Source organism: Phyllobacterium sp. P30BS-XVII (assembly GCF_014138335.1).
Classification (GTDB): domain Bacteria; phylum Pseudomonadota; class Alphaproteobacteria; order Rhizobiales; family Rhizobiaceae; genus Phyllobacterium; species Phyllobacterium meliloti.
This window is the reverse complement of sequence record NZ_JACGXO010000015.1, coordinates 1-23,979: the sequence shown is the minus strand read 5'-3', so window position 1 is coordinate 23,979 and position 23,979 is coordinate 1. Positions and strand designations below refer to the sequence as shown.

The window sequence follows — 23,979 nt, the reverse complement described above, 5'->3', positions numbered from 1 at the left end:
GTAACCCTGCCGGAAGGCACGGAAATGGTTATGCCCGGCGACAACATCTCTGTTGATGTGACGCTGATCGTGCCGATCGCAATGGAAGAGAAGCTCCGCTTCGCTATCCGTGAAGGTGGCCGCACCGTAGGTGCCGGCATCGTCGCTTCGATCATTGAATAATTGTCGCAAGACAGTTTGCATAAAAAAGGCGGCCAATTGGCCGCCTTTTTCTTTGCCGGTACGAAAAGCCTGATTGTCTCAAACAGCTTTCGGCTTGCCGTGCGCGCGATGATAGGCCGTCACGATCTCAAGGAGGCGGTCAAAATCTATCGTCAGGACCCGGCCATCGATATAAAGACCTTTGGGCATGCGGAAGAGGGATGACCGGACAATCCTCGATTTGATACCCCGGCCCAGCTGATCTACCTGCTGGGGGTCAATGCCAAGCACAATTGTCCGTTCGCGATTGTCATTCCAGGATGCCACATCGTTGATGTTTTTCCAGGGAATGAGTTCATTCGCCAGACGTTTGTCACACAGACCTTCCGGTGAAATGGTGATGGCATCACGGGTTTTCAAAAGACGCCAGATCAGGCGGAAGGTGAGCAGCGGGAAAACCACTGAACCGACACAGGCAATATACTCAATCAGGCTCTCAGGCTCGCTATCGAGCAATTCATAGATAACCAGACCGATCGAATAGAATGACAGCATGGCGGACATGGCAATATGTTGCAGTGGCCTCGAGAACGAGGACTTAATTTTGATGGTTTGAAGCGCGTCCATTTTTGGCTCTTTCGTCCACTCCGCGATAATCCGTTAATGACGGCGGCGGGCAGTGGTCCATTAAATTTAAATTCACGGAAATGTGATGACTTATATTCATGACGCGAGCATGACGCAAATATGGTGCGCTTCATCAACTTTGATTTCAGCTGTTCCAAGGGAACAGTGAGTTTTCGTCCCGCTTCGTTCATGGGATTATCCTGCGGCGATAGGGCTGCTGCTTTCTATTTACCCTCCGAAACCCTTCGTCTATCCTTGTTCGGCAATGGATCGCGCAGCGGTCCGGCAACGGCCAATTGGTTTCAATCAGGATTGATATGCGTTTTCATCGTTTGGCCGTATGTGGCGCCTTTTCAAGCGGGCTCTTTTGCGCGCTTGCCGTCATTCTTCTTTCCTTATTCATGGCTGCACCTGTTCTGGCGGCAAAGAAAACTGCAAAAGCGCCTGATGTAAAATCCATGCGGTTTGCGATTGTGCGCACTGCGGTTCCGACCTGCGAACCGGGATGTCCCGAGTGGATTTCGGCGTCTGGTACCATTTTGGGAGATACGCCCGCAAAGCTGCGCAAGATTTTGAAGGTTATGGGCAAGCGTCACCTGCCTATTATCATGGAATCAAATGGCGGCAATGTGGACGCGGCCATGGAAATGGGCCGGATGATCCGCAAACGCGGCCTTGATGTTGCCGTTGGTAATACGCGCTTTGATGGATGCAGCCCGGATCAGAAGTGCAAGCCGGATCGCTATGCCGACGGAGCCTATGCCGGTCTCCCTTATCCTGCCGGAACCTATTGTCTCTCGGCCTGTCCCTATATTCTGGCCGCAGGCGAAAAGCGTTTTGTTGGCCCCTGGGCACTGGTTGGCGTGCATCAGATCACACAGGTCTATACGCAGACGCGCATTACATATGAAACGCGCTACCGCATGGTGAACGGTAGGAAAAAAATTCTGGACAAACGGATAATCGGCCGCAAGCCTGCCGGTTCCTACGAGCGTACCGACCTCAGCAAAGGCTATCGGAAGAAACTGCTGACCTATTTCACGGAGATGGGGGTCGATCCGGCTCTTGTCGACCGGATGTTGGCAATACCGGCCAAGGATATCTCCGTTCTGACGCAGGATGAACTGGTGCAGTACAAGCTCGTAACCGGGGCAGGAGATGTTGGTGATCTGACGGCCACGCGCATATGCGAACAGGAAACCAAGCCCGCCAACTGCGTCGAGCTTAAACAGCCCGTGACCAAAGTTGTTTCGCGGGTGGACTGATATTTTTGAAGGCCAATGACTATATAAAGTACAACAAGGGATATTCGGAATTCATATTGGCGGACGGAAGTGATTCTCGTTTGGTCATATTTGTGAGCGTCACGGCAATCGTAAGTTCATTAACCGGAGGAATCCCAAGCCGGTTGAAGCCGAATTCAGGTTTAAATCATTACTTCCGTTGCAATTGAACTTAGGCATACCGCTAAATTTTGCTTCTGGCTGATGAATTTGCCGTAAAGCTGCCTGCTGCAGGAATAGGGGCTTGAAAAGCGTGGCGCTTTGTGGAATGTACGCCCCGGACTGTAGGGGAGTAGCTCAGTTGGTAGAGCGGCGGTCTCCAAAACCGTAGGTCGCAGGTTCGAATCCTGTCTCCCCTGCCAATACATAGTCTGCCCGCACACGATTGGATGGTGTGCTGACAGATGTTTGGAAAGAAACGAATCCGGGGACTTGTGTTTTACCGGAATCGGTTCTATGTAACATCAACAGACACGCGGTGCGTGGAGCTGAACGATCAGCTTTACGGGCCGTAATGGTGTGAACAAAGCGTGTTGCAGAGATTGCAACGCATTGAGTTTACAGCAAAATGACACGCACGAGCGGTAAATGGCATCCAAAACGAATCCGATATCTTTTTTTCAGCAAGTGCGCGCGGAAACGGCAAAGGTCACCTGGCCTTCACGCCGCGAGACGCTTATCTCCACCGCTATGGTGATGGTAATGGCGTTTTTTGCTGCGATTTTCTTCTTCGCAGCTGATCAGTTGATGGCCTTCGGGATTGATCTCGTTCTCGGTCTTGGTCGTTAACGCAGGCTGACAAGGAAATTTGAATGACCGCGCGCTGGTATATTGTTCACGCCTATTCGAACTTTGAAAAGAAGGTCGCTGAGTCGATCGAAGAAAAGGCAAGGCAGAAGGGTCTGTCGCATCTTTTTGAGCGAATCCTCGTGCCGACTGAAAAAGTGGTTGAAGTGCGCCGCGGCCGTAAGGTTGATGCTGAGCGCAAGTTCTTCCCGGGATACGTTCTGGTTCGCGCTGATCTGACGGATGATGCGTATCATCTGATCAAGAACACGCCGAAGGTTACGGGCTTCCTTGGTTCGGACAACAAGCCGGTCGCGATTTCCGACAAGGAAGCCGAGCGGATCCTGACGCAGGTTCAGGAAGGTGTTGAGCGTCCGAAGGCTTCGATCTCGTTCGAGATCGGCGAAAGTGTTCGCGTTGCCGATGGTCCGTTTGCTTCGTTCAACGGTATCGTACAGGAAGTTGACGAAGAGCGTTCGCGCCTCAAGGTGGAAGTTTCGATTTTCGGCCGCGCTACGCCGGTCGATCTGGAATTTGGTCAGGTCGAAAAGATCTGATCATTCGGCTGCCCACCGGGCGGCCGGTCGCGCAAGCGGCAAATGGTGGGAGGTGAGGCGGCCTTTAGCCGGGTCTTCAATCCGCACCACCAAACTGCAACCGCCGGTTTTCCGGCATAATGATAAGGCAGAGAAGTTATGGCTAAGAAAATTGCAGGCCAGCTCAAGCTGCAGGTCTCGGCAGGATCGGCAACGCCGTCCCCGCCCATCGGACCGGCACTTGGTCAGCGTGGCATCAACATCATGGAATTCTGCAAGGCCTTTAATGCGGCCACGCAGGAACTGGAAAAGGGTTCGCCCATTCCGGTCGTGATCACATACTATCAGGACAAGTCCTTCACTTTTGTGATGAAGACACCGCCAGTGTCTTATTTCCTCAAGAAGGCTGCAAACCTGAAGTCCGGTTCGAAAGAGCCAGGCAAGGTAGTTGCTGGCAAGATCTCGCGCGACAAGGTCCGTGAAATCGCTCAAGCAAAGATGAAAGACCTGAACGCAGCTGATGTTGAAGCTGCTATGCGCATGGTCGAAGGTTCTGCCCGTTCTATGGGCCTGGAAGTGGTGGGCTGAGACGATGGCAAAAGTATCAAAGCGTGTAGCCAAGGTTCGTGAAGGCGTTGACCGGGACCGGCTCTATGATCTGACTTCGGCTGTTGCCATGGTCAAGGAACGTGCCGTTGCCAAGTTCGACGAGACAATCGAAGTTTCGATGAACCTCGGCGTTGATCCCCGCCATGCGGACCAGATGGTTCGCGGCGTTGTCAACCTGCCAAACGGCACAGGCCGTACGGTTCGCGTTGCAGTATTTGCTCGTGGCGACAAGGCTGAAGAAGCCAAGAAGGCCGGTGCGGATATCGTTGGTGCGGAAGATCTGTTCGAGATCGTCAATGGCGGCAAGATCGATTTCGATCGCTGCATTGCGACCCCTGACATGATGCCGCTCGTCGGTCGTCTCGGTAAGGTACTCGGCCCGCGCGGCATGATGCCAAACCCGAAGGTCGGCACTGTAACGGCTGACGTTGCAGCAGCGGTCAAGGCTTCCAAGGGCGGTGCCGTTGAGTTCCGCGTCGAGAAGGCCGGTATTGTTCACGCTGGCGTTGGCAAGGCATCGTTTGATGTCAAGGCGCTGGAAGAGAACATCAAGGCATTCACCGATGCCGTCACCAAGGCAAAGCCAGCTGGCGCCAAGGGTGAATATGTCAAGCGCGTCGCGATTTCTTCGACGATGGGCGTTGGCGTCAAGGTTGATCCATCAACTGTACGCCCTGCGTAACAATTGATGTGAAGTCTCGGACCTGATGGTCTGAGTTTTAAAGAATTCCAGGCCTTTCGGGGCCTGGATAACCGGATGAAAGTCCGGTTATCCTGTCCGAGATTGCAGGTGGCTCGCCTTAATTGTCATGAGCCTGCATGAGACGTGGAACAGCTTTGTTAGGATGGAAAGATCCATCGAGACAAGGTTCGAACCGTAGTTGCCTTTCGCTTGCAGCCGGATTTCCGGCGAAGCAGGGGGGACAGGATCCTCAACGTTGTTTGGTTTCGGTTTTCGGATCGAAGCTTTGCAACAAAGGCAACCCGGCAGGGACACATTGTGTGTTTCTGTCAAATGGAGAGAGACAGTGGAAAAAGCGGAAAAGCGCGAATTCGTCGCGTGGCTGAATGGGGTCTTCAATGACTCTGGTTCAGTTGTCGTGGCCCACTATACCGGTCTCACCGTTGCGCAGCTGAGCGACCTTCGCTCCAAGATGCGTGATGCTGGTGGCACCGTTAAAGTCGCGAAGAACCGCCTTGCCAAGATCGCTCTTCAGGGCACGGAATCGGAAGGCATTTCTGACCTGTTCACAGGCCAGACACTTGTTGCCTATTCGAATGATCCGATTACGGCACCAAAGATCGCCGTTGAATTTGCCAAGGGTAACGACAAGCTCGTCATTCTCGGTGGTTCGATGGGAGCAACAACTCTCAATGCAGATGGTGTAAAGGCGCTTGCCGTACTCCCATCGCTCGACGAGTTGCGCGCAAAGCTGCTGGGCATGATCCAGACACCAGCAACGCGCATCGCTCAGATCGTAAACGCACCGGCAGGTCAGCTTGCCCGCGTTTTTGGCGCTTATGCCCGGAAGGACGAAGCGGCATAAGGCCGTTCTCGCTGTCAATATATCGAACCTTGTAAAGGAAAACCAAAATGACTGATCTCGCAAAGATCGTAGACGACCTGTCCAACCTGACAGTTCTGGAAGCAGCTGAACTTTCGAAGCTTCTGGAAGAGAAGTGGGGCGTTTCTGCTGCTGCTCCTGTTGCTGTTGCTGCTGCCGCTGGCGGCGGTGCAGCTGCTGCAGCCGTTGAAGAAAAGACCGAATTCGACGTTATCCTGACCGAAGCCGGCGCTAACAAGATCAACGTGATCAAGGAAGTGCGCGCTATCACCGGTCTCGGCCTCAAGGAAGCCAAGGACCTCGTTGAAGCTGCTCCTAAGGCAGTCAAGGAAGCCGCTACCAAGGACGAAGCTGACAAGATCAAGGCACAGCTCGAAGCTGCTGGCGCCAAGGTTGAACTCAAGTAAGTCCAACATTTTTGGCGGGCAGGGCGATGAGCCCTGTCCGCTGATCTGCCCTTCGGGGCAACCCGGTACTGAACCCTTTTCCTGACGGCAATTCCGATGCTTTCAGGAAACGGGTTTTGTCCCGTTCACGGGGCCGCAAAAGCGGTTTTAAGAAACATGCCAGTTTCCGCTGGCGCAAAGACGAGGAGCGACGATGGCTCAGACCCATACTTTTAACGGTCGTAGGCGCGTACGCAAGTTTTTCGGTAAGATCCCTGAAGTCGCAGAGATGCCGAACCTTATTGAGGTTCAGAAGGCTTCCTACGATCAGTTCCTCATGGTTGAGGAGCCGAAAGGCGGGCGTCTTGATGAAGGTCTGCAGGCTGTATTCAAGTCTGTGTTCCCTATCCAGGATTTCTCCGGCGCTTCCATGCTTGAATTCGTCAAGTATGAATTTGAAGCTCCAAAATTCGACGTTGACGAATGCCGTCAGCGCGATCTGACCTATGCTGCACCGCTGAAAGTCACACTGCGCCTGATCGTGTTCGATATTGACGAGGATACGGGCGCGAAGTCGATCAAGGACATCAAGGAACAGGACGTTTACATGGGCGACATGCCGCTCATGACCGATAACGGCACGTTCATTGTCAATGGTACCGAGCGCGTTATCGTTTCGCAGATGCACCGTTCGCCTGGTGTTTTCTTCGATCACGACAAGGGCAAGACCCATTCTTCGGGCAAGCTCCTGTTCGCTGCACGCGTCATTCCTTACCGTGGTTCATGGCTTGACATCGAATTCGATGCCAAGGACGTGGTCTATGCGCGTATCGATCGCCGCCGCAAAATTCCTGCGACATCGCTTCTGATGGCGCTGGGCATGGACAGCGAAGAAATCCTGTCGACCTTCTACAATTCGCTGATGTTCAGCCGTGATGGCGATACCTGGCGGATTCCTTTCTCCGTGGATCGTTTCCGTGGTTTCAAGGCAACGACAGACGTTATCGATGCCGATACCGGTGAAGTCATTCTCGAATCCGGCAAGAAGCTGACAGCCCGTGCTGCCAAGCAGCTTGCTGAAAAGGGCCTGAAGTTCATCAAGGCAACGGAAGACGATCTGTTCGGCATGTACCTGTCGGAAGACATCGTTAATTTCGAAACCGGTGAAGTCTATCTTGAAGCCGGTGACGAGCTTGACGAAAAGACGCTGAAGGTTCTGCTCGATACGGGTGTGACCGAGATCAATGTTCTCGATATCGACCATGTCAATATCGGACCGTATATCCGCAACACGCTTGCTGTTGACAAGAACGAGAGCCGTCAGGACGCACTGTTTGACATCTACCGCGTCATGCGTCCCGGTGAGCCGCCGACAATTGACTCGGCTGAGGCCATGTTCAAGTCGCTGTTCTTTGACTCGGAGCGTTATGATCTCTCGGCTGTTGGCCGCGTGAAGATGAATATGCGTCTCGACCTGAATGCGGAAGATACTGTTCGCATTCTGCGCAAGGAAGACATCCTTGCCGTGGTCAAGATGCTGGTTGATCTGCGCGATGGTCGCGGTGAAATCGACGATATCGACAATCTCGGCAACCGCCGTGTGCGTTCGGTCGGCGAATTGATGGAAAACCAGTACCGTGTTGGTCTGCTCCGCATGGAGCGCGCCATCAAGGAGCGTATGTCATCCATCGAGATCGACACCGTGATGCCGCAGGACCTGATCAATGCGAAGCCGGCAGCCGCCGCAGTTCGCGAGTTCTTCGGTTCCTCGCAGCTGTCGCAGTTCATGGATCAGACCAACCCGCTTTCGGAAATCACCCACAAGCGTCGTCTTTCGGCTCTTGGACCCGGTGGTCTGACCCGTGAGCGTGCTGGCTTTGAAGTGCGCGACGTGCATCCGACCCACTATGGCCGTATCTGCCCGATTGAAACGCCAGAAGGCCCGAATATCGGTCTGATCAACTCGCTTGCAACCTTTGCCCGGGTCAACAAGTACGGCTTTATCGAAAGCCCGTACCGCCGGATCATCGATGGCAAGGTAACGGATGACGTTGTCTATCTGTCGGCTATGGAAGAAGCCAAGTATCACGTGGCGCAGGCCAATGTGGAACTTGACGCTTCCGGTGCCTTCACGGATGAATTCGTTGTTTGCCGCCATGCGGGTGAAGTTCTGATGGCTCCGCGTGAAAACGTGGATCTGATGGACGTTTCGCCGAAGCAGCTCGTGTCGGTTGCCGCAGCGCTCATTCCGTTCCTGGAAAACGACGACGCCAACCGCGCTCTGATGGGCTCGAACATGCAGCGTCAGGCCGTTCCTCTGGTTCGTGCTGAAGCGCCATTCGTTGGTACAGGCATGGAGCCGATTGTTGCCCGTGACTCCGGTGCGGCTATCGGTGCGCGCCGTACAGGTATCGTCGATCAGGTTGACGCGACCCGTATCGTTATCCGTGCAACGGAAGACCTCGTACCGGGCAAGTCAGGCGTTGATATTTATCGCCTGATGAAGTTCCAGCGTTCGAACCAGAACACCTGCATCAATCAGCGTCCGCTGGTTCGTGTTGGCGACCGGATCGAAAAGGGCGACATTATTGCTGATGGTCCTTCGACGGATCTGGGTGATCTGGCGCTCGGCCGCAACGTGCTCGTCGCGTTCATGCCCTGGAATGGCTACAACTACGAAGATTCCATCCTGCTGTCTGAAAAGATCGTTTCGGATGACGTCTTCACCTCGATCCATATCGAGGAGTTCGAAGTCATGGCCCGCGATACGAAGCTTGGACCGGAAGAAATCACGCGCGACATTCCGAACGTTTCGGAAGAAGCACTGAAGAATCTGGACGAAGCCGGTATCGTGTACATCGGTGCGGAAGTTCAGCCGGGCGATATTCTCGTCGGCAAGATCACACCGAAGGGCGAAAGCCCGATGACGCCGGAAGAGAAGCTTCTGCGCGCCATCTTCGGTGAAAAGGCTTCCGATGTCCGTGACACCTCGATGCGGATGCCGCCCGGGACTTACGGTACGGTTGTGGAAGTTCGCGTTTTCAATCGCCACGGCGTTGAAAAGGACGAACGTGCCATGGCTATCGAACGCGAGGAAATCGAGCGTTTGGCCAAGGACCGTGACGACGAACAGGCTATTCTTGACCGCAACGTCTATGGCCGTCTGGCTGATGTTCTCAATGGCAAGCCTGCTGTTGCCGGACCGAAGTCGTTCAAGAAGGGCGCAATTGTTACTTCGGAAGTCATGGGTGAACACCCGCGCTCCCAGTGGTGGCAGTTTGCTGTCGAGGACGAGAAGCTTCAGGGCGAAATCGAAGCTCTGCGCAACCAGTATGACGACTCCAAGAAGCTGCTTGAACAGCGCTTCATGGACAAGGTCGAAAAGGTACAGCGCGGCGACGAGATGCCTCCGGGCGTCATGAAGATGGTCAAGGTCTTTGTTGCTGTGAAGCGCAAGATCCAGCCAGGCGACAAGATGGCTGGCCGTCACGGCAACAAGGGCGTTGTCTCGCGTATTGCCGCCGTTGAAGATATGCCGTTCCTCGAAGACGGAACGCATGTTGACATCGTGCTCAATCCGCTTGGCGTGCCAAGCCGCATGAACGTTGGCCAGATTCTGGAAACGCATCTGGGTTGGGCCTGTGCCGGAATGGGCAAGAAGATCGGTGATCTGATCGAAGCCTACAAGGCACAGTATGCTGCAAGTGGTGCAGGCGATATCCAGCCGCTGCGGGCGACGATCGAGTCGATCATCCCCGACAACGACCGGAATGAGCCAGTGCGCAACTATGACGACGAGAGCATCGTTCGTCTTGGTGAGCAGATGAAGCGTGGCGTGTCGATTGCAACGCCGGTGTTTGACGGTGCGCATGAGCCAGACATCAATGTGATGCTGGAGCAGGCGGGTCTGAAGGCCTCCGGTCAGTCGACGCTCTATGACGGACGTACGGGTGAAACTTTCGATCGTCAGGTTACTGTCGGCTACATCTATATGCTGAAGCTGCACCACCTGGTTGACGATAAGATCCACGCCCGTTCGATCGGACCATACTCGCTCGTTACGCAGCAGCCACTGGGTGGTAAAGCCCAGTTCGGCGGTCAGCGCTTCGGTGAAATGGAGGTCTGGGCACTGGAAGCATACGGTGCGGCTTACACGCTGCAGGAAATGCTCACGGTCAAGTCCGATGACGTTGCCGGTCGTACCAAGGTCTATGAAGCGATCGTCCGTGGTGACGATACATTCGAGGCCGGTATCCCCGAGAGCTTCAACGTTCTCGTCAAGGAAATGCGTTCGCTCGGTCTCAATGTCGAGCTGGACGATACACGCCAGCAAGACCAGCAGCAGGCCTTGCCTGACGCGGCAGAGTAAAAAAGGTTGGGGTGCGCGGTTCGCCGCGCACCCGACCAGTTTGTTTCGAGCCGCTGCAGAAGCGGCATTTGATCTAGATGGACCCGCGACGGCGGATTATTCCATCGCAAGGAGAGGGCAAATTTTGCCCCATGGAGAAACGGCATGAACCAAGAGGTCATGAATCTCTTCAATCCTCAGGTACCTGTGCAGGCATTCGATTCCATCCGGATTTCGATCGCCAGCCCTGAGAAGATTCTGTCCTGGTCATACGGTGAGATCAAGAAGCCGGAGACGATCAACTACCGCACATTCAAGCCTGAGCGGGATGGTCTCTTCTGTGCTCGGATCTTCGGGCCGATCAAGGACTATGAATGCTTGTGCGGCAAGTACAAGCGTATGAAATACAAGGGCATCATCTGCGAAAAGTGCGGTGTGGAAGTCACGCTGTCACGCGTTCGCCGTGAGCGCATGGGCCATATCGAACTCGCAGCTCCGGTTGCGCATATCTGGTTCCTGAAGTCCCTGCCAAGCCGTATCGGCACTCTGCTCGACATGACCCTCAAGGGTATCGAGCGCGTTCTCTATTTCGAGAACTATATTGTGACCGAGCCCGGCCTGACGGCCCTGAAAGAACATCAGCTTCTTTCCGAAGAAGAATACATGATCGCTGTCGATGAGTATGGTGAAGATTCCTTCACCGCGCTGATCGGTGCGGAAGCTATTCATGAGCTTCTGGCTTCCATGGATCTGGAGAAGATTGCCGGCGATCTGCGTGCAGAACTTGCCGAAACCACTTCTGATCTGAAGCAGAAGAAGCTGATGAAGCGTCTGAAGATCGTCGAAAACTTCCTGGAATCGGGGAACCGTCCGGAATGGATGATCATGAAGATCGTTCCGGTCATTCCGCCAGACCTGCGCCCGCTTGTTCCGCTGGATGGCGGCCGCTTTGCGACGTCTGATCTGAACGACCTCTATCGTCGTGTGATCAACCGTAACAACCGTCTGAAGCGCCTGATTGAACTGCGCGCACCTGGCATCATCATCCGCAACGAGAAGCGCATGCTTCAGGAATCGGTTGATGCTCTGTTTGACAACGGCCGTCGTGGCCGCGTCATCACCGGTGCCAACAAGCGTCCGCTGAAGTCGCTGTCCGATATGCTCAAGGGCAAGCAGGGCCGCTTCCGTCAGAACCTGCTCGGCAAGCGCGTCGATTACTCGGGCCGTTCGGTTATCGTGACGGGTCCGGAGCTGAAGCTGCACCAGTGCGGTCTGCCGAAGAAGATGGCGCTCGAACTGTTCAAGCCATTCATCTACGCCCGTCTCGACGCCAAGGGTTATTCCTCGACCGTCAAGCAGGCGAAGAAGCTGGTTGAAAAGGAAAAGCCAGAAGTCTGGGATATCCTTGACGAAGTCATCCGCGAGCATCCGGTTCTTCTGAACCGTGCGCCGACGCTGCACCGTCTTGGCATTCAGGCATTCGAACCCATCCTGATCGAAGGCAAGGCAATCCAGCTGCATCCGCTCGTCTGTACCGCTTTCAATGCGGACTTTGACGGTGACCAGATGGCTGTTCACGTTCCGCTTTCTCTGGAAGCGCAGCTTGAAGCCCGCGTTCTGATGATGTCGACGAACAACATCCTGCACCCTGCAAACGGTCTGCCGGTTATCGTTCCGTCACAGGACATGGTTCTCGGCCTGTACTATCTGTCGATCGTTGCGGCCAAAGAGCCGGGCGAAGGCATGGCCTTTGCCGATATCGGTGAATTGCATCACGCCATTGGCAGCGGTGCAGTGACCCTGCATACGAAGATCAAGGGCCGCTTCAAGAGCATTGATGCCGATGGCAAGCCGACGTCGAAGATCTATGATACGACCCCTGGCCGTATGATCATCGGTGAACTGCTGCCGAAGCACCACAATGTGCCTTTCGACATCTGCAATCAGGAAATGACCAAGAAGAACATCTCCAAGATGATCGACACGGTTTATCGCCATTGCGGACAGAAAGAGACGGTCATTTTCTGCGATCGTATCATGCAGCTCGGCTTCTCCCATGCCTGCCGCGCCGGTATTTCCTTCGGCAAGGACGACATGGTCATTCCGGATACCAAGGCGAAGCTGGTTGCTGAAACCGAAGCTTTGGCGACCGAATATGAGCAGCAGTACAATGACGGCCTGATCACTCAGGGCGAGAAGTACAACAAGGTTGTTGACGCTTGGGGCAAGTGCACCGAGAAGGTCGCTGACGAAATGATGGCCCGCATTAAGGCTGTCGAGTTCGATCCTGTTACTGGTCGCCAGAAGCAGATGAACTCGATCTATATGATGTCGCACTCGGGTGCTCGTGGTTCGCCGAACCAGATGCGCCAGCTGGGCGGTATGCGCGGACTGATGGCCAAGCCTTCGGGCGAAATCATCGAAACGCCAATCATTTCGAACTTCAAGGAAGGCCTGACCGTGAACGAGTACTTCAACTCGACCCACGGTGCCCGTAAGGGTCTTGCCGATACCGCCTTGAAGACGGCTAACTCCGGTTATCTGACACGTCGTCTCGTTGACGTCGCGCAGGATTGCATTGTCATCTCGGTGGATTGCGGCACGACAACGGGCCTCACCATGCAGCCGATCGTTGATGCCGGTCAGGTCGTTGCGACCATTGGCCAGCGTGTTCTCGGCCGTACGGCGCTTGAAGACATCCTGCATCCGGTTTCGGGTGACGTTCTGGTTACCGGCGGCAACATCATCGACGAGTTCGATATTGATGCCATCGAAAAGGCAGGCGTTCAGTCCATCCGCATCCGTTCGGCTCTCACCTGTGAGACCCGTGGTGGCATCTGTGCCAAGTGCTACGGCCGCGATCTGGCCCGTGGTACGCCTGTCAATCAGGGTGAAGCTGTCGGCGTTATCGCTGCTCAGTCGATCGGTGAGCCTGGCACACAGCTGACCATGCGTACGTTCCACCTTGGTGGTACGGCGCAGGTTGTGGATCAGTCGTTCCTCGAAGCCAGCTATGAAGGCACAGTGCAGATCCGTAACCGCAATGTGGTGCGCAACTCCGATGGCCATCTGGTCGTCATGGGTCGTAATATGGCTGTTGTCATCCTTGATGCGACAGGCAAGGAACGCGCAACACACCGCGTCACCTATGGTTCGCGCATCTATGTCGATGATGGCGATACGGTTAAGCGCGGCCAGCGTGTTGCCGAATGGGATCCTTACACCCGTCCAGTCATGACGGAAGTCGAAGGTCATGTTGAATTCGAAGACATGGTCGACGGTCTTTCTGTTTCGGAAACCACGGACGAGTCCACCGGTATCACCAAGCGCGTGGTTATCGACTGGCGTTCGACCCCTCGCGGTTCGGATCTGAAGCCTTGCATCGTTGTCAAGGACAAGGCCGGCAAGGTTCTGAAACTGGCAAAGGGTGGTGATGCCCGCTTCCAGCTGTCGGTTGAATCGATCCTTTCGGTTGAGCCCGGTTCCCATGTGAAGGCGGGTGACGTTCTTGCCCGTATTCCAATGGAAAGCGCCAAGACCAAGGACATCACCGGTGGTCTGCCGCGCGTTGCGGAACTGTTCGAAGCACGTCGTCCAAAGGACCATGCGATCATCGCCGAAATCGATGGTACGGTTCGTTTTGGCCGCGACTACAAGAACAAGCGCCGCATTGTCATCGAACCGAACGATGAGACGCTCGAGCCTGTTGAGTATCTGATCCCCAAGGGTAAGCCTTTCCATCTTCAGGATGGCGATGCGATCGAAAAGGGCGATTACATCCTCGACGGCAATCCAGCGCCGCACGACATTCTGGCCATCAAGGGCGTGGAAGCACTCGCTTCTTACCTCGTCAATGAAATCCAGGAAGTCTATCGTCTGCAGGGCGTTCTGATCAACGACAAGCACATTGAAGTGATTGTCCGTCAGATGCTCCAGAAGGTCGAAATCACCGAATCCGGTGACACTGGCTTCATCGCTGGTGATCATGTTGACCGGATCGAGCTTGATGAGATCAACGAACGTCTTGAGGAAGATGGCAAGAAGTCGGGCTATGGTACTCCGGTTCTCCTGGGTATCACCAAGGCTTCGCTGCAGACACCGTCGTTCATCTCGGCAGCGTCCTTCCAGGAAACAACACGCGTCCTCACGGAAGCTGCTGTTGCCGGCAAGATGGATGCGTTGCAGGGCCTGAAGGAAAACGTCATCGTTGGTCGTCTGATCCCGGCTGGTACGGGTGGCACGGTCAAGCAGATCCGCCGCATTGCCGGTGCCCGCGACGAACTGATCATCGACGAGCGCCGCAAGGAAAGCGGAGCCGGTGCTGCCAAGGTCGACGCCATGTTGACCGACATGACAGGCACCCCGGCCGAATAAGCCGCTTGCTCAGGAACACATGGAAAAGGCCGCCTTTCGGGGCGGCCTTTTTGTTTGCGCAACAATGGGCTGTGGCTGATCACACCCCCATCACAAATAAGCGAAGCGGCTGAAAGCTGGTTGAAAGCTTGGATATAGTACCAAGCAGTACCGATTGAGGAATCGGGAAGGCGCAAGCGCCTTTTCTGGAGGAGGGCCCGGAGGAAAATAGTCGGGCCAGGAGGAGATTCAATGAAGTATTCTTTGGCTTTATATCGCCGTTCGCTGAGCGCTGCCGTGTTTGCCGGTGCCATGGCGGCGAGTGTTGTTTTTGCTTCGTCCGCACAGGCGGAAAAGCTCACCATTATCGTGGGCGGCATGGAGAAGCAGATTTATCTGCCTGCCGTGCTCACCGAGCGACTTGGCTATTTCAAGGATGAAGGTCTCGACGTCGAGCTGATCAACAGCCGTGCCGGTGTTGATGCGGAAAACGAACTTCTTGCCGGTAGCGCGCAGGGCGTCGTCGGCTTTTACGATCATACGATCGATCTTCAGTCCAAAGGCAAGTTTATTCAGTCCATTGTCCAGTTCAGTCAGGCACCGGGCGAGGTTGAACTCGTCTCGTCCAAATATGCCGATACGGTGAAATCACCTGCTGACTTCAAGGGCCATACGCTTGGTGTGACCGGGCTTGGCTCTTCCACCGATTTCCTCACACAGTATCTGGCCATTCGCAATGGCTTGAAGCAGGGCGATTATACGCTTCTGCCAGTCGGGGCTGGAAATACGTTCATCGCCGCGATCAAGCAGGATGCCATTCAGGCTGGAATGACCACCGAGCCGACCATTGCCGCGACGCTGAAGAGCGGCGATGCGAAAATTCTGGTTGATATGCGCACGCCGGAAAAGACTGCCGCCGCATTGGGCGGACCCTATCCAGCTGCCTCCTTCTATGTGCAGACAGCTTGGCTTGAAACCCACAAGGACGATGCACAGAAGCTTGCCAACGCCATGGTGAAAACCATGCGTTTCATTGCCTCGCATAGCGCCGAGGAAATCGCCGATAAGCTGCCGAAAGACTATTATGTCGGCGACAAGGACCTTTATGTGAAGGGACTTGCCGAGGGCAAGGCGCAGTATACGCCCGATGGCCGTATGCCGAAGGACGGCCCAACAACCGTGTTGCAGGTTCTTTCGTCCTTTTCCAAAACGGTAAAAGGAAAAGACATCGATCTGGCCAAGACCTTTACGACTGATTTTGTCGATAAGGCCAACAGCACGCTCGACGCCGCCAAATAATCCGCGACGAAGCGCTGCGCGGAACAGTTCCGGCAGCGCTTTCATTTTCAATTGTTCGCCTTTTCAGCTGGAAGCCATGCTTCCCGGCAAGGATGGCGCATGTTCGTGAGGAACCCCATGCTGATGGAAGCCCCGAAAACTCAAAACGGATCTGATGTACCCGCCATTGTGCTTGACAATGCGACCCGCCGGTTTGTGACACCCGACGGCAAGATGATGACGGCCTTGCGCGATTTCTCCATGACGGTTGCTCAGGGGGAGTTTGCCTGCGTGGTTGGACCGACCGGATGCGGGAAATCAACGACCCTCAACCTCGTAACCGGCCTTGCACGTCCCAGCGCGGGTGAAGTTCGATTGATGGGCAAGCCCATTGATGGCGTCAGCCCGGATATTGGCTTTGTGTTTCAGGCCGATGCGCTGTTTCCGTGGCGCAATGTGATTGATAATGTCAGCGCCGGTCCGCGTTATCGCGGTGCGAGCAAGGAAGAGGCCTATGAAAAGGCCCGTTCATGGATTGCGAAGGTTGGGCTCGCGCGCTTTGAAAAGCACTATCCGCACCAGCTTTCTGGCGGTATGCGCAAGCGCGTGGCATTGGCCCAGACTTTCATCAATGAGCCAAAAATTCTGCTGATGGATGAACCATTCAGTGCGCTTGACGTGCAGACGCGCACGCTGATGCAGGGTGAACTTCTTGATCTCTGGCAGCAGTCGGGCGCATCGGTGATTTTTGTCACCCATGATCTGGAAGAAGCCATTGCGCTTGCGGATAAGGTCTATGTGCTGACTGCCGGTCCCGCCACGGTCAAGAGCGTCTATCACATCGATATTCCCCGCCCGCGCGTGATGGAAGACATTCGCTATGACGAGAAATTTGTCGAGATCGCCAAGGTGATCTGGAACGATTTGCGCGAGGAAGTGCAGATCGGCCAGCAGCGCGCCCTGCAAAGCGGTCAATAAGGATCATCAAAATGAGCACCAATGAAATCTTATCCCCATCGGGAACATCGGCCGCCAGTGCTGCCGGTATCGCCAAGACTGAAGCCGTGTTCAAGGCGAAGGCACGCAGGCGCTACGCAACGGTGATTTTTGTCCGGCTGGCTATCCTTGTCGTCTTTCTTGGCGGCTGGGAATGGGGTACCCGCGCCAATGTGATTGATCCATTCTTCTTTGCCAGCCCATCAGGCATTGCTGATCAGATATGGGTGTGGATCACGGAAGGTACGTCGCAAGGACCGCTGTCCGAGCAGATCATCGTCACACTGGAAGAAACTCTTCTCGGCTTTCTCATCGGTGCAATCGGCGGCATCATTTGCGGCATCATTCTTGGCCGCAACAAGTTTCTTGCCGATGTGTTCAGCATCTATATCAAGATTGCCAATTCGGTTCCGCGCGTTGTGCTCGGTTCCATTTTCATCATAGCACTGGGGCTCGGCATGGCGTCCAAAGTGGCACTCGCCGTGGTAATGGTGTTCTTCGTTGTGTTTACCAATGCTTTTCAGGGTGTGCGTGAAGCTGATCGTGCGCTGATTGCCAATGCCCAGATCCTTGGTGCTTCGCCGACCCAGATCACCCGTACCGTCATTCTCCCGTCAGCCATGAGCTGGATTCTCGCCAGCCTGCATGTCAGCTTCGGCTTCGCGTTGGTTGGTGCGGTTGTGGGTGAATTTCTCGGCGCGAAAAAGGGCGTTGGCCTCATGATCTCCACCGCACAGGGGGCATTCAATGCCAATGGCGTGTTTGCCGCGATGGTTATTCTCGCTGTGCTGGCACTGGTTGTTGAATATGCCATTACCCTTGTGGAAAACCATCTGGTGAAGTGGCGTCCGCAAGCCCTGTCCGATCAGGCGGGCTAATCTGCGATCATTGAATTGGCGGGCAGCGTAACGGTAACGAGCAGCCCGCCGGTTCTGGCTTCCGACAGAGCGACAGTCCCACCGGCGCCTTCGGTGACTTCGCGGACAATGGCAAGACCGAGACCACTGCCATCGGCTTGAACGCCCGCTATCCGGTAGAACCGCTCAAAGACATGCTCGCGCTCATTTTCCGGAATGCCGGGGCCGCTATCTTCGACGGTCAAATGGATAAGGTCGCCGTCGCGCGCGATACCCAATGTGACGGAGCCGCCTTCGGGTGTGTAGATCAGGGCGTTATCGACAAGATTAACGATCATCTCGCGCAGCATCGTACCATCGCCCGTGACGATTGCAGCGGCGGTACTCGCTTCAAACCCGAGGTCAATGCCACGGTCAAAGGCTTTTCCTGCGAGGCTTTCCAGCACCAATTGTCCAGCCTCTATGAGATCAACCCGGTCGGCGCGTGGCCGTCTGCTGCCAGGTTCCGCCCGGGAGAGCGTTAGAAGCTGCGCCGCCAGACGCGCCAGCAACATGGCACTTGTCTTGATACTCGTCAGAACCTCCGCCTGTTCGTCCTTATCCTTTGTCCGGAGCGCAAAGCTTGCCTGTGTTGTCAGGGTGGCAATCGGTGTGCGCAATTGATGGGCGGCATTCTGGATAAAGCGGCGCTGCGCTGCCATCTGTTTGCGCACGCGGTCCATATATTGGTTCAAGGCAGCCACAAGAGGTTGCAGTTCTGTCTGGACAGCGGCCTGATCAAAAGGTTCGAGATCGCGCCCACGCCGCAGGACATTGTCGCGCAGTTTCATCAGCGGACGCAGGCCGTAGCGCAATCCCAGCAGGGAGAGGGCTGCTGCAAAAGCAATCAGAACCAGTTGCTGGCTTACACTGTCCAGCCAGAGGCCGCGCGCGATGTTGGTGTGACCCGCCAGTGTAACACCGACAATAACGTCGACCGATTGCGATAGCTCCGCCGATGCTGCGACAATCGGATGGCGCAGGGCGACAAGCCGTACAGGCTGATTGCGGTAGCTGCCGTAGAAGTAAACAGGGTCAAAATCCTTCAGCACTGGCGGGGCGGGCAGATCAGGATATCCCGTCAGCAATTGACGATCCGATGTGGCGACGCTGTAATAGACATGGTCGCCATCACCCGTTGAAAACATTTCGATGGCAACAGGTGGAACGATAGCATCTAGCGTATTACCGGATGCGGCGGTCGCTTCGCCGATGGCGCGCGCGGAAGCGGTAAGCATCCGGTCGGTGACAAGATCGGCCATCTTCTCCGATGTATTCCAGCTTACCCATAAATTGATGGCCGCAATGATGATCAATGGAATGACAATCCAGGATACGAGCTGGACTCTGAGGCTGCCGGGCAGGCGGGGGATCAGCCGCATTGGTTCACACCCCGTCGCGCAGGAGATAACCGAGGCCGCGCAGGGTGACGATCTCCGCTTTGCTGCCTTCAAGCTTCTTGCGCAGGCGATGGATATAGATCTCGATAGCGTTCTCGTCGGTCTCGCTGTCAAAACTATAGATGCTTTGGGACAGGGCCGTCTTGCTGACCGTGCGACCGATCTTGTGCAGGAGTTGCTCCAGCACCGCATGTTCCTTGGGAGCAAGCGCCAGTGGTTCGCCGTTGATTGAAAACAGCCGGGTGTTCGTATCGAAACTCAAAGCGCCGCAGGTGATGACAGGCGCTGTCTTCTGGCTCGCCCGGCGAAGCTGCGCGCGGATGCGTGCTTCCAGCTCCGATAGCTCGAAGGGCTTGGCAAGGTAATCGTCGGCTCCGGCATCAAGGCCGGTAATGCGTCCATCAAGGCTGGCATTGGCGGTCAGCACAATCACCGGAACTTCGTTACCCGCGCGGCGCAGATGACGCAGCACTTCCAGCCCGCCCTTATCGGGCAGACCAAGGTCTAGAATGACAAGATTGTATGATGTCACCGCAAGCGCATGTTCGGCGTCCGCGCCGTCATGAACAACATCGATAGTATATTGAGATTGCCGAAGGCTTTTGGCCAGCCAATTCGCCAGTGTGTTGTTGTCTTCGACAAGAAGTATACGCATGAGCGAAGATGCCAATGATCCTGCTCATCCGTCAAGCGCGGCAGGATCAGTATTGACTATGTGGCAATCTGCTATTCGTTGAATTCAATAAGAGCGACCTGACCGGTGAGGGCGGTCTTCCATGCGGAAAGATGTGGCTCTTCGTCTGGCTCGGTTGTGAGCGTCCCGATTTCCAGAAGCTCGGCTTCTTCATAGCCTTCGTTGGCCAGTATCTGCAACGCGGTCTGTACCAGTCCATCGGTATCGTCATTCATCAGGAGTACATGCACCTGCCGCGAGTCTTCCTCGCCTTTCTTCCATACGTCGGCAATGATGAGGTGGACCGGTTTCGAGTCGGCTGGAGGCGTGGACATTGTTAATGATTCCCGAATCTGTGTGTTTCTAGCGGTCAGATTAGCCAAAATGGCCGCGCGCGTCTTGTGGATGCCATAAATCCCTGTGCATGATGCGAAAGATTGCTTGAATTCGCCCTCATCAGGCGAAACAATCTTACGATCAGGCCCCAAAGTGCCCCGAAACACTCCAAACCTTAATAATATTTGGAGTTCAGGCTTGACGTAGAGCAGGGGACAAAGTATCAGCACGACATCTGAGCCGATGTGAGATTGGCTGTTTCGGAGCGACATGCTCTGGAGTTCATCTCAAACAGGGTTCGTTTTACGATCGAAATGCAATTTGCCGCTCGCATGAAGCTTCTTAGGCTTCCTCTGCTTTTATTCGGGCAACCACCCTTTGGGTGGTTTATTTGCCCGAATTCGTGCATGAGCATGGCGCTGAAACGGCCCTGACGGGCGAAGATACGAGATTTGTGCCGGAGCGCTAGCGCTTTGATACGCATTACAAAGAGGGAAGGTTGAATGCCTACCGTAAACCAGTTGATCCGCAAGCCGCGCACTGCGCCGGTAAAGCGCAATAAAGTTCCTGCTCTGCAGGAAAACCCACAGAAGCGCGGTGTTTGCACTCGCGTTTATACGACAACCCCGAAGAAGCCAAACTCGGCTCTGCGTAAGGTTGCCAAGGTCCGTCTGACGAATGGCTTCGAAGTTATCGGATACATTCCGGGTGAAGGTCACAACCTTCAGGAACACTCTGTCGTGATGATCCGCGGCGGTCGTGTAAAGGATTTGCCGGGCGTTCGTTATCACATCATCCGTGGTGTTCTCGATACGCAGGGCGTCAAGAACCGTAAGCAGCGCCGTTCGAAGTACGGTGCGAAGCGTCCGAAGTAAGATTTTCCGGGAATTTGGCCACTTGGTAGGTCAACCCGATGTAGTTAAGAGACGAAGAATATGTCCAGACGCCATAGTGCAGAAAAGCGTGAGATCAACCCCGATCCAAAGTTCGGTGATCTCGTTCTGACCAAGTTCATGAATGCAGTTATGCATCATGGCAAGAAGTCGATTGCCGAACGTATCGTTTACGGTGCGCTTGAGTCGGTTGAAGCCAAGAGCAAGCAGGAGCCGGTTGCCCTGTTCCATCAGGCACTCGACAATGTAGCGCCGCACGTTGAAGTGCGCTCGCGCCGTGTTGGTGGTGCAACGTATCAGGTTCCAGTTGATGTTCGTCCAGAGCGTCGTCAGGCTCTCGCAATCCGCTGGCTGATCAATGCCGCTCGCGGTCGCAACGAGACCACGATGGTTGATCGCCTTTCCGGCGAACTCCTGGATGCTGCAAACAACCGCGGCTCGGCTGTGAAGAAGCGTGAAGACACGCATCGCATGGCAGAAGCCAACCGCGCATTCTCGCATTACCGCTGGTAATCGTCGAAACCCTATTCTTGAAGGCACCATATCATGGCCCGCGAATATAAAATCGAAGACTACCGTAATTTCGGTATTATGGCGCACATCGACGCCGGTAAGACGACGACGACCGAGCGTATCCTTTATTACACCGGCAAGTCGCACAAGATCGGTGAAGTTCATGATGGCGCCGCAACCATGGACTGGATGGAGCAGGAACAGGAGCGTGGTATCACGATCACTTCCGCTGCAACCACAACCTACTGGACTGGCCGTGATGGCAAGAAGCGTCGCTTCAACATCATCGACACTCCTGGCCACGTTGACTTCACGATTGAAGTTGAGCGCTCGCTGCGCGTTCTCGACGGTGCGATTGCACTGCTCGATGCCAATGCCGGTGTAGAGCCGCAGACTGAAACCGTTTGGCGTCAGGCTGAGAAGTATCATGTTCCGCGCATGATCTTCGTCAACAAGATGGATAAGACCGGCGCCGATTTCGATCGTTGCGTTGAAATGGTCAAGACCCGTCTTGGTGCCAAGGCTGTTGTCATGCAGCTGCCAATCGGTGCTGAAACAGAATTCAAGGGCGTCATCGATCTGATCGAAATGAAGGCTCTGGTCTGGCGTGATGAGCAGCTGGGTGCGCAGTGGGATGTCGTTGAGATCCCTGCTGATCTGCAAGCCAAGGCTGAAGAATACCGCGAAAAGCTGATCGAAGCTGCTGTTGAAGTCGATGAAGCTGCAATGGAAGCGTATCTGGAAGGCAATATGCCTGACAATGACGCCCTGCGCGAACTGATCCGTGTTGGCACCTGCCGCGTTGAATTCCATCCGGTATTCTGCGGTTCCGCCTTCAAGAACAAGGGCGTACAGCCTCTGCTCGACGGTGTTGTCGACTTCCTGCCTTCACCGGTTGACGTTCCTTCGATCAAGGGTATCGATCCTAAGACCGATGGTGAAACAACCCGTAAGTCTTCGGATGAAGAGCCTCTTTCGATGCTCGCATTCAAGATCATGAACGATCCGTTTGTTGGTTCGCTGACTTTCTGCCGCATCTATTCCGGCAAGCTGACCAAGGGCGTTTCGCTCGACAACACAGTCAAGAACAAGCGCGAACGTATCGGCCGTATGCTGCAGATGCATTCCAACTCGCGTGAAGACATTGAAGAAGCGTTTGCCGGCGACATCGTTGCTCTGGCAGGCTTGAAAGAAACAACGACAGGTGACACGCTCTGCGATCCGCTGAAGCCAGTTATCCTGGAACGTATGGAATTCCCTGATCCGGTTATTGAAATCGCGATCGAGCCGAAGACCAAGGCCGACCAGGAAAAGATGGGCATTGCGCTGAACCGTCTTGCTGCTGAAGATCCTTCATTCCGCGTTAAGTCGGATGAAGAATCAGGTCAGACAATCATCGCCGGCATGGGCGAACTTCATCTGGACATTCTCGTTGACCGTATGCGTCGCGAGTTCAAGGTCGAGGCGAATGTTGGTCAGCCGCAGGTTGCCTACCGTGAATCGATCACGCGTACGAAGGAACAGGACTACACCCACAAGAAGCAGTCGGGTGGTTCGGGTCAGTTCGCTCGCGTCAAGATCATCTTCGAACCCCACGATGGCGACGAATTCATCTTCGAATCGAAGATCGTCGGCGGCTCTGTACCGAAGGAATACATTCCGGGCGTTCAGAAGGGTATCGAAAGCGTTATGGGTGCGGGTCCGCTCGCAGGCTTCCCGATGCTCGGCGTGAAAGCCACGCTGATCGACGGTGCCTACCATGATGTTGACTCGTCGGTTCTCGCATTCGAAATCGCTGGCCGTGCGGCATTCCGCGAAGCTGCCCGCGAAGCCGGTGCCCAGCTGCTCGAGCCGATCATGAAGGTCGAAGTTGTTACGCCTGAAGATTACGTCGGTGACGTGATTGGCGATCTGAATTCACGTCGTGGTCAGATCTCGGGTACTGAAGCTCGTGGCATTGCTACGGTTGTCAATGCAAACGTGCCGCTGGCCAACATGTTTGGTTATGTGAACACGCTGCGTTCGATGAGCCAGGGTCGTGCGCAGTACACGATGCAGTTTGATCACTATGAACCTGTTCCGACAGCAGTCGCACAGGAAATTCAGAAGAAGTTTGCGTAACCGCTAAGGGTTGCGCGTGACAGTTGAGTTAAGCCTGAGCAGGCGAACATATAACGGAGAGCTCAGATGGCTAAGAGCAAGTTTGAACGTAACAAGCCGCACGTCAACATCGGCACGATTGGTCACGTTGACCATGGCAAGACGTCGTTGACGGCAGCGATTACGAAGTATTTCGGCGAATACAAGGCGTATGACCAGATTGACGCAGCGCCAGAAGAGAAGGCGCGCGGCATCACCAT

General features: G+C 54.9%; 21 protein-coding genes, 1 tRNA gene and 1 pseudogene. 19 read left to right on the top strand and 4 right to left on the bottom strand.

What is annotated here, in order from left to right; all coding sequences use genetic code 11:
• Positions 1–162, top strand: a pseudogene (tuf, locus tag FHW17_RS24975) (elongation factor Tu); the annotation flags it as partial.
• Positions 163–240: 78 nt separating this feature from the next.
• Here tuf and FHW17_RS24970 read toward each other — a convergent pair.
• Entirely contained in the window at positions 241–768 is a 528-nt protein-coding gene (locus tag FHW17_RS24970; RefSeq protein WP_113097834.1) for an STM3941 family protein, read from the bottom strand.
• Positions 769–888: 120 nt separating this feature from the next.
• On the opposite strand from FHW17_RS24970, the gene FHW17_RS24965 reads away from it, so the two are divergent.
• The 14 genes from FHW17_RS24965 to FHW17_RS24900 all read left to right on the top strand — a co-directional run bounded on the left by FHW17_RS24965 (position 889) and on the right by FHW17_RS24900 (position 17,786).
• Positions 889–1,221, top strand: coding sequence for a hypothetical protein (locus FHW17_RS24965; RefSeq protein ID WP_182511097.1), 333 nt, complete (start codon positions 889–891; stop codon positions 1,219–1,221).
• A 5-nt stretch (positions 1,222–1,226) separates the two neighbouring features.
• The gene (locus FHW17_RS24960; protein ID WP_182511096.1) at positions 1,227–2,033 is read left to right on the top strand and encodes a hypothetical protein; all 807 of its coding nucleotides are present in this window, start codon (positions 1,227–1,229) and stop codon (positions 2,031–2,033) included.
• Between the two features lie 304 nt (positions 2,034–2,337).
• Positions 2,338–2,413 (top strand) — tRNA-Trp (locus FHW17_RS24955).
• A gap of 226 nt (positions 2,414–2,639) precedes the next feature.
• Positions 2,640–2,840, top strand: a complete 201-nt coding sequence (gene secE, locus FHW17_RS24950; protein WP_091886799.1) for a preprotein translocase subunit SecE — start codon at positions 2,640–2,642, stop codon at positions 2,838–2,840.
• Between the two features lie 23 nt (positions 2,841–2,863).
• On the top strand, positions 2,864–3,394 hold the full coding sequence (nusG, locus tag FHW17_RS24945; protein ID WP_105732672.1) for a transcription termination/antitermination protein NusG: 531 nt from the start codon (positions 2,864–2,866) through the stop codon (positions 3,392–3,394).
• Between the two features lie 138 nt (positions 3,395–3,532).
• Positions 3,533–3,961 carry a 50S ribosomal protein L11 gene (rplK, locus tag FHW17_RS24940; protein WP_112529171.1) on the top strand — a complete coding sequence of 143 codons (429 nt, stop codon included), beginning with the start codon at positions 3,533–3,535 and terminating at the stop codon, positions 3,959–3,961.
• A 4-nt stretch (positions 3,962–3,965) separates the two neighbouring features.
• Positions 3,966–4,664, top strand: coding sequence for a 50S ribosomal protein L1 (gene rplA, locus FHW17_RS24935; RefSeq protein ID WP_112529169.1), 699 nt, complete (start codon positions 3,966–3,968; stop codon positions 4,662–4,664).
• Between the two features lie 346 nt (positions 4,665–5,010).
• Complete coding sequence (rplJ, locus tag FHW17_RS24930; protein ID WP_162700241.1) at positions 5,011–5,529, top strand: 50S ribosomal protein L10; 519 nt, start codon at positions 5,011–5,013, stop codon at positions 5,527–5,529.
• 47 nt (positions 5,530–5,576) lie between these two features.
• Positions 5,577–5,954 (top strand): 50S ribosomal protein L7/L12, encoded by a 378-nt coding sequence (gene rplL / locus FHW17_RS24925; RefSeq protein ID WP_112529167.1) that lies wholly within the window; start codon positions 5,577–5,579, stop codon positions 5,952–5,954.
• 193 nt (positions 5,955–6,147) lie between these two features.
• Complete coding sequence (gene rpoB, locus FHW17_RS24920; protein WP_112529166.1) at positions 6,148–10,302, top strand: DNA-directed RNA polymerase subunit beta; 4,155 nt, start codon at positions 6,148–6,150, stop codon at positions 10,300–10,302.
• A gap of 144 nt (positions 10,303–10,446) precedes the next feature.
• On the top strand, positions 10,447–14,655 hold the full coding sequence (rpoC, locus tag FHW17_RS24915; protein WP_112529164.1) for a DNA-directed RNA polymerase subunit beta': 4,209 nt from the start codon (positions 10,447–10,449) through the stop codon (positions 14,653–14,655).
• 231 nt (positions 14,656–14,886) lie between these two features.
• Positions 14,887–15,933 carry an ABC transporter substrate-binding protein gene (locus FHW17_RS24910; RefSeq protein WP_112529162.1) on the top strand — a complete coding sequence of 349 codons (1,047 nt, stop codon included), beginning with the start codon at positions 14,887–14,889 and terminating at the stop codon, positions 15,931–15,933.
• A gap of 117 nt (positions 15,934–16,050) precedes the next feature.
• On the top strand, positions 16,051–16,890 hold the full coding sequence (locus FHW17_RS24905) for an ABC transporter ATP-binding protein (RefSeq protein ID WP_112529160.1): 840 nt from the start codon (positions 16,051–16,053) through the stop codon (positions 16,888–16,890).
• 11 nt (positions 16,891–16,901) lie between these two features.
• Positions 16,902–17,786 carry an ABC transporter permease gene (locus FHW17_RS24900; protein WP_182511095.1) on the top strand — a complete coding sequence of 295 codons (885 nt, stop codon included), beginning with the start codon at positions 16,902–16,904 and terminating at the stop codon, positions 17,784–17,786.
• Here FHW17_RS24900 and FHW17_RS24895 read toward each other — a convergent pair.
• The 3 genes from FHW17_RS24895 to FHW17_RS24885 form a co-directional block, all read right to left on the bottom strand.
• The gene (locus tag FHW17_RS24895; RefSeq protein ID WP_182511094.1) at positions 17,783–19,186 is read right to left on the bottom strand and encodes a sensor histidine kinase; all 1,404 of its coding nucleotides are present in this window, start codon (positions 19,184–19,186) and stop codon (positions 17,783–17,785) included. The genes FHW17_RS24900 and FHW17_RS24895 overlap by 4 nt on opposite strands.
• Before the next feature lie 4 nt (positions 19,187–19,190).
• A complete protein-coding gene (locus FHW17_RS24890; RefSeq protein WP_112529154.1) occupies positions 19,191–19,859 on the bottom strand; it encodes a response regulator in 669 nt (222 codons plus the stop codon).
• A gap of 71 nt (positions 19,860–19,930) precedes the next feature.
• The gene (locus FHW17_RS24885) at positions 19,931–20,212 is read right to left on the bottom strand and encodes a hypothetical protein (RefSeq protein ID WP_112529152.1); all 282 of its coding nucleotides are present in this window, start codon (positions 20,210–20,212) and stop codon (positions 19,931–19,933) included.
• A 504-nt stretch (positions 20,213–20,716) separates the two neighbouring features.
• Here FHW17_RS24885 and rpsL point away from each other — a divergent pair.
• The 4 genes from rpsL to FHW17_RS24865 form a co-directional block, all read left to right on the top strand.
• A complete protein-coding gene (rpsL, locus tag FHW17_RS24880; protein WP_008121760.1) occupies positions 20,717–21,088 on the top strand; it encodes a 30S ribosomal protein S12 in 372 nt (123 codons plus the stop codon).
• Between the two features lie 60 nt (positions 21,089–21,148).
• Positions 21,149–21,619, top strand: a complete 471-nt coding sequence (gene rpsG, locus FHW17_RS24875) for a 30S ribosomal protein S7 (protein ID WP_008121762.1) — start codon at positions 21,149–21,151, stop codon at positions 21,617–21,619.
• Positions 21,620–21,652: 33 nt separating this feature from the next.
• Positions 21,653–23,740: an elongation factor G gene (gene fusA / locus FHW17_RS24870; protein ID WP_112529148.1), complete on the top strand. Its 2,088-nt coding sequence runs from the start codon at positions 21,653–21,655 to the stop codon at positions 23,738–23,740.
• Between the two features lie 66 nt (positions 23,741–23,806).
• Positions 23,807–23,979: GTP-binding protein (locus FHW17_RS24865; protein WP_245506861.1), on the top strand; the 173-nt coding region annotated here is incomplete at its 3' end.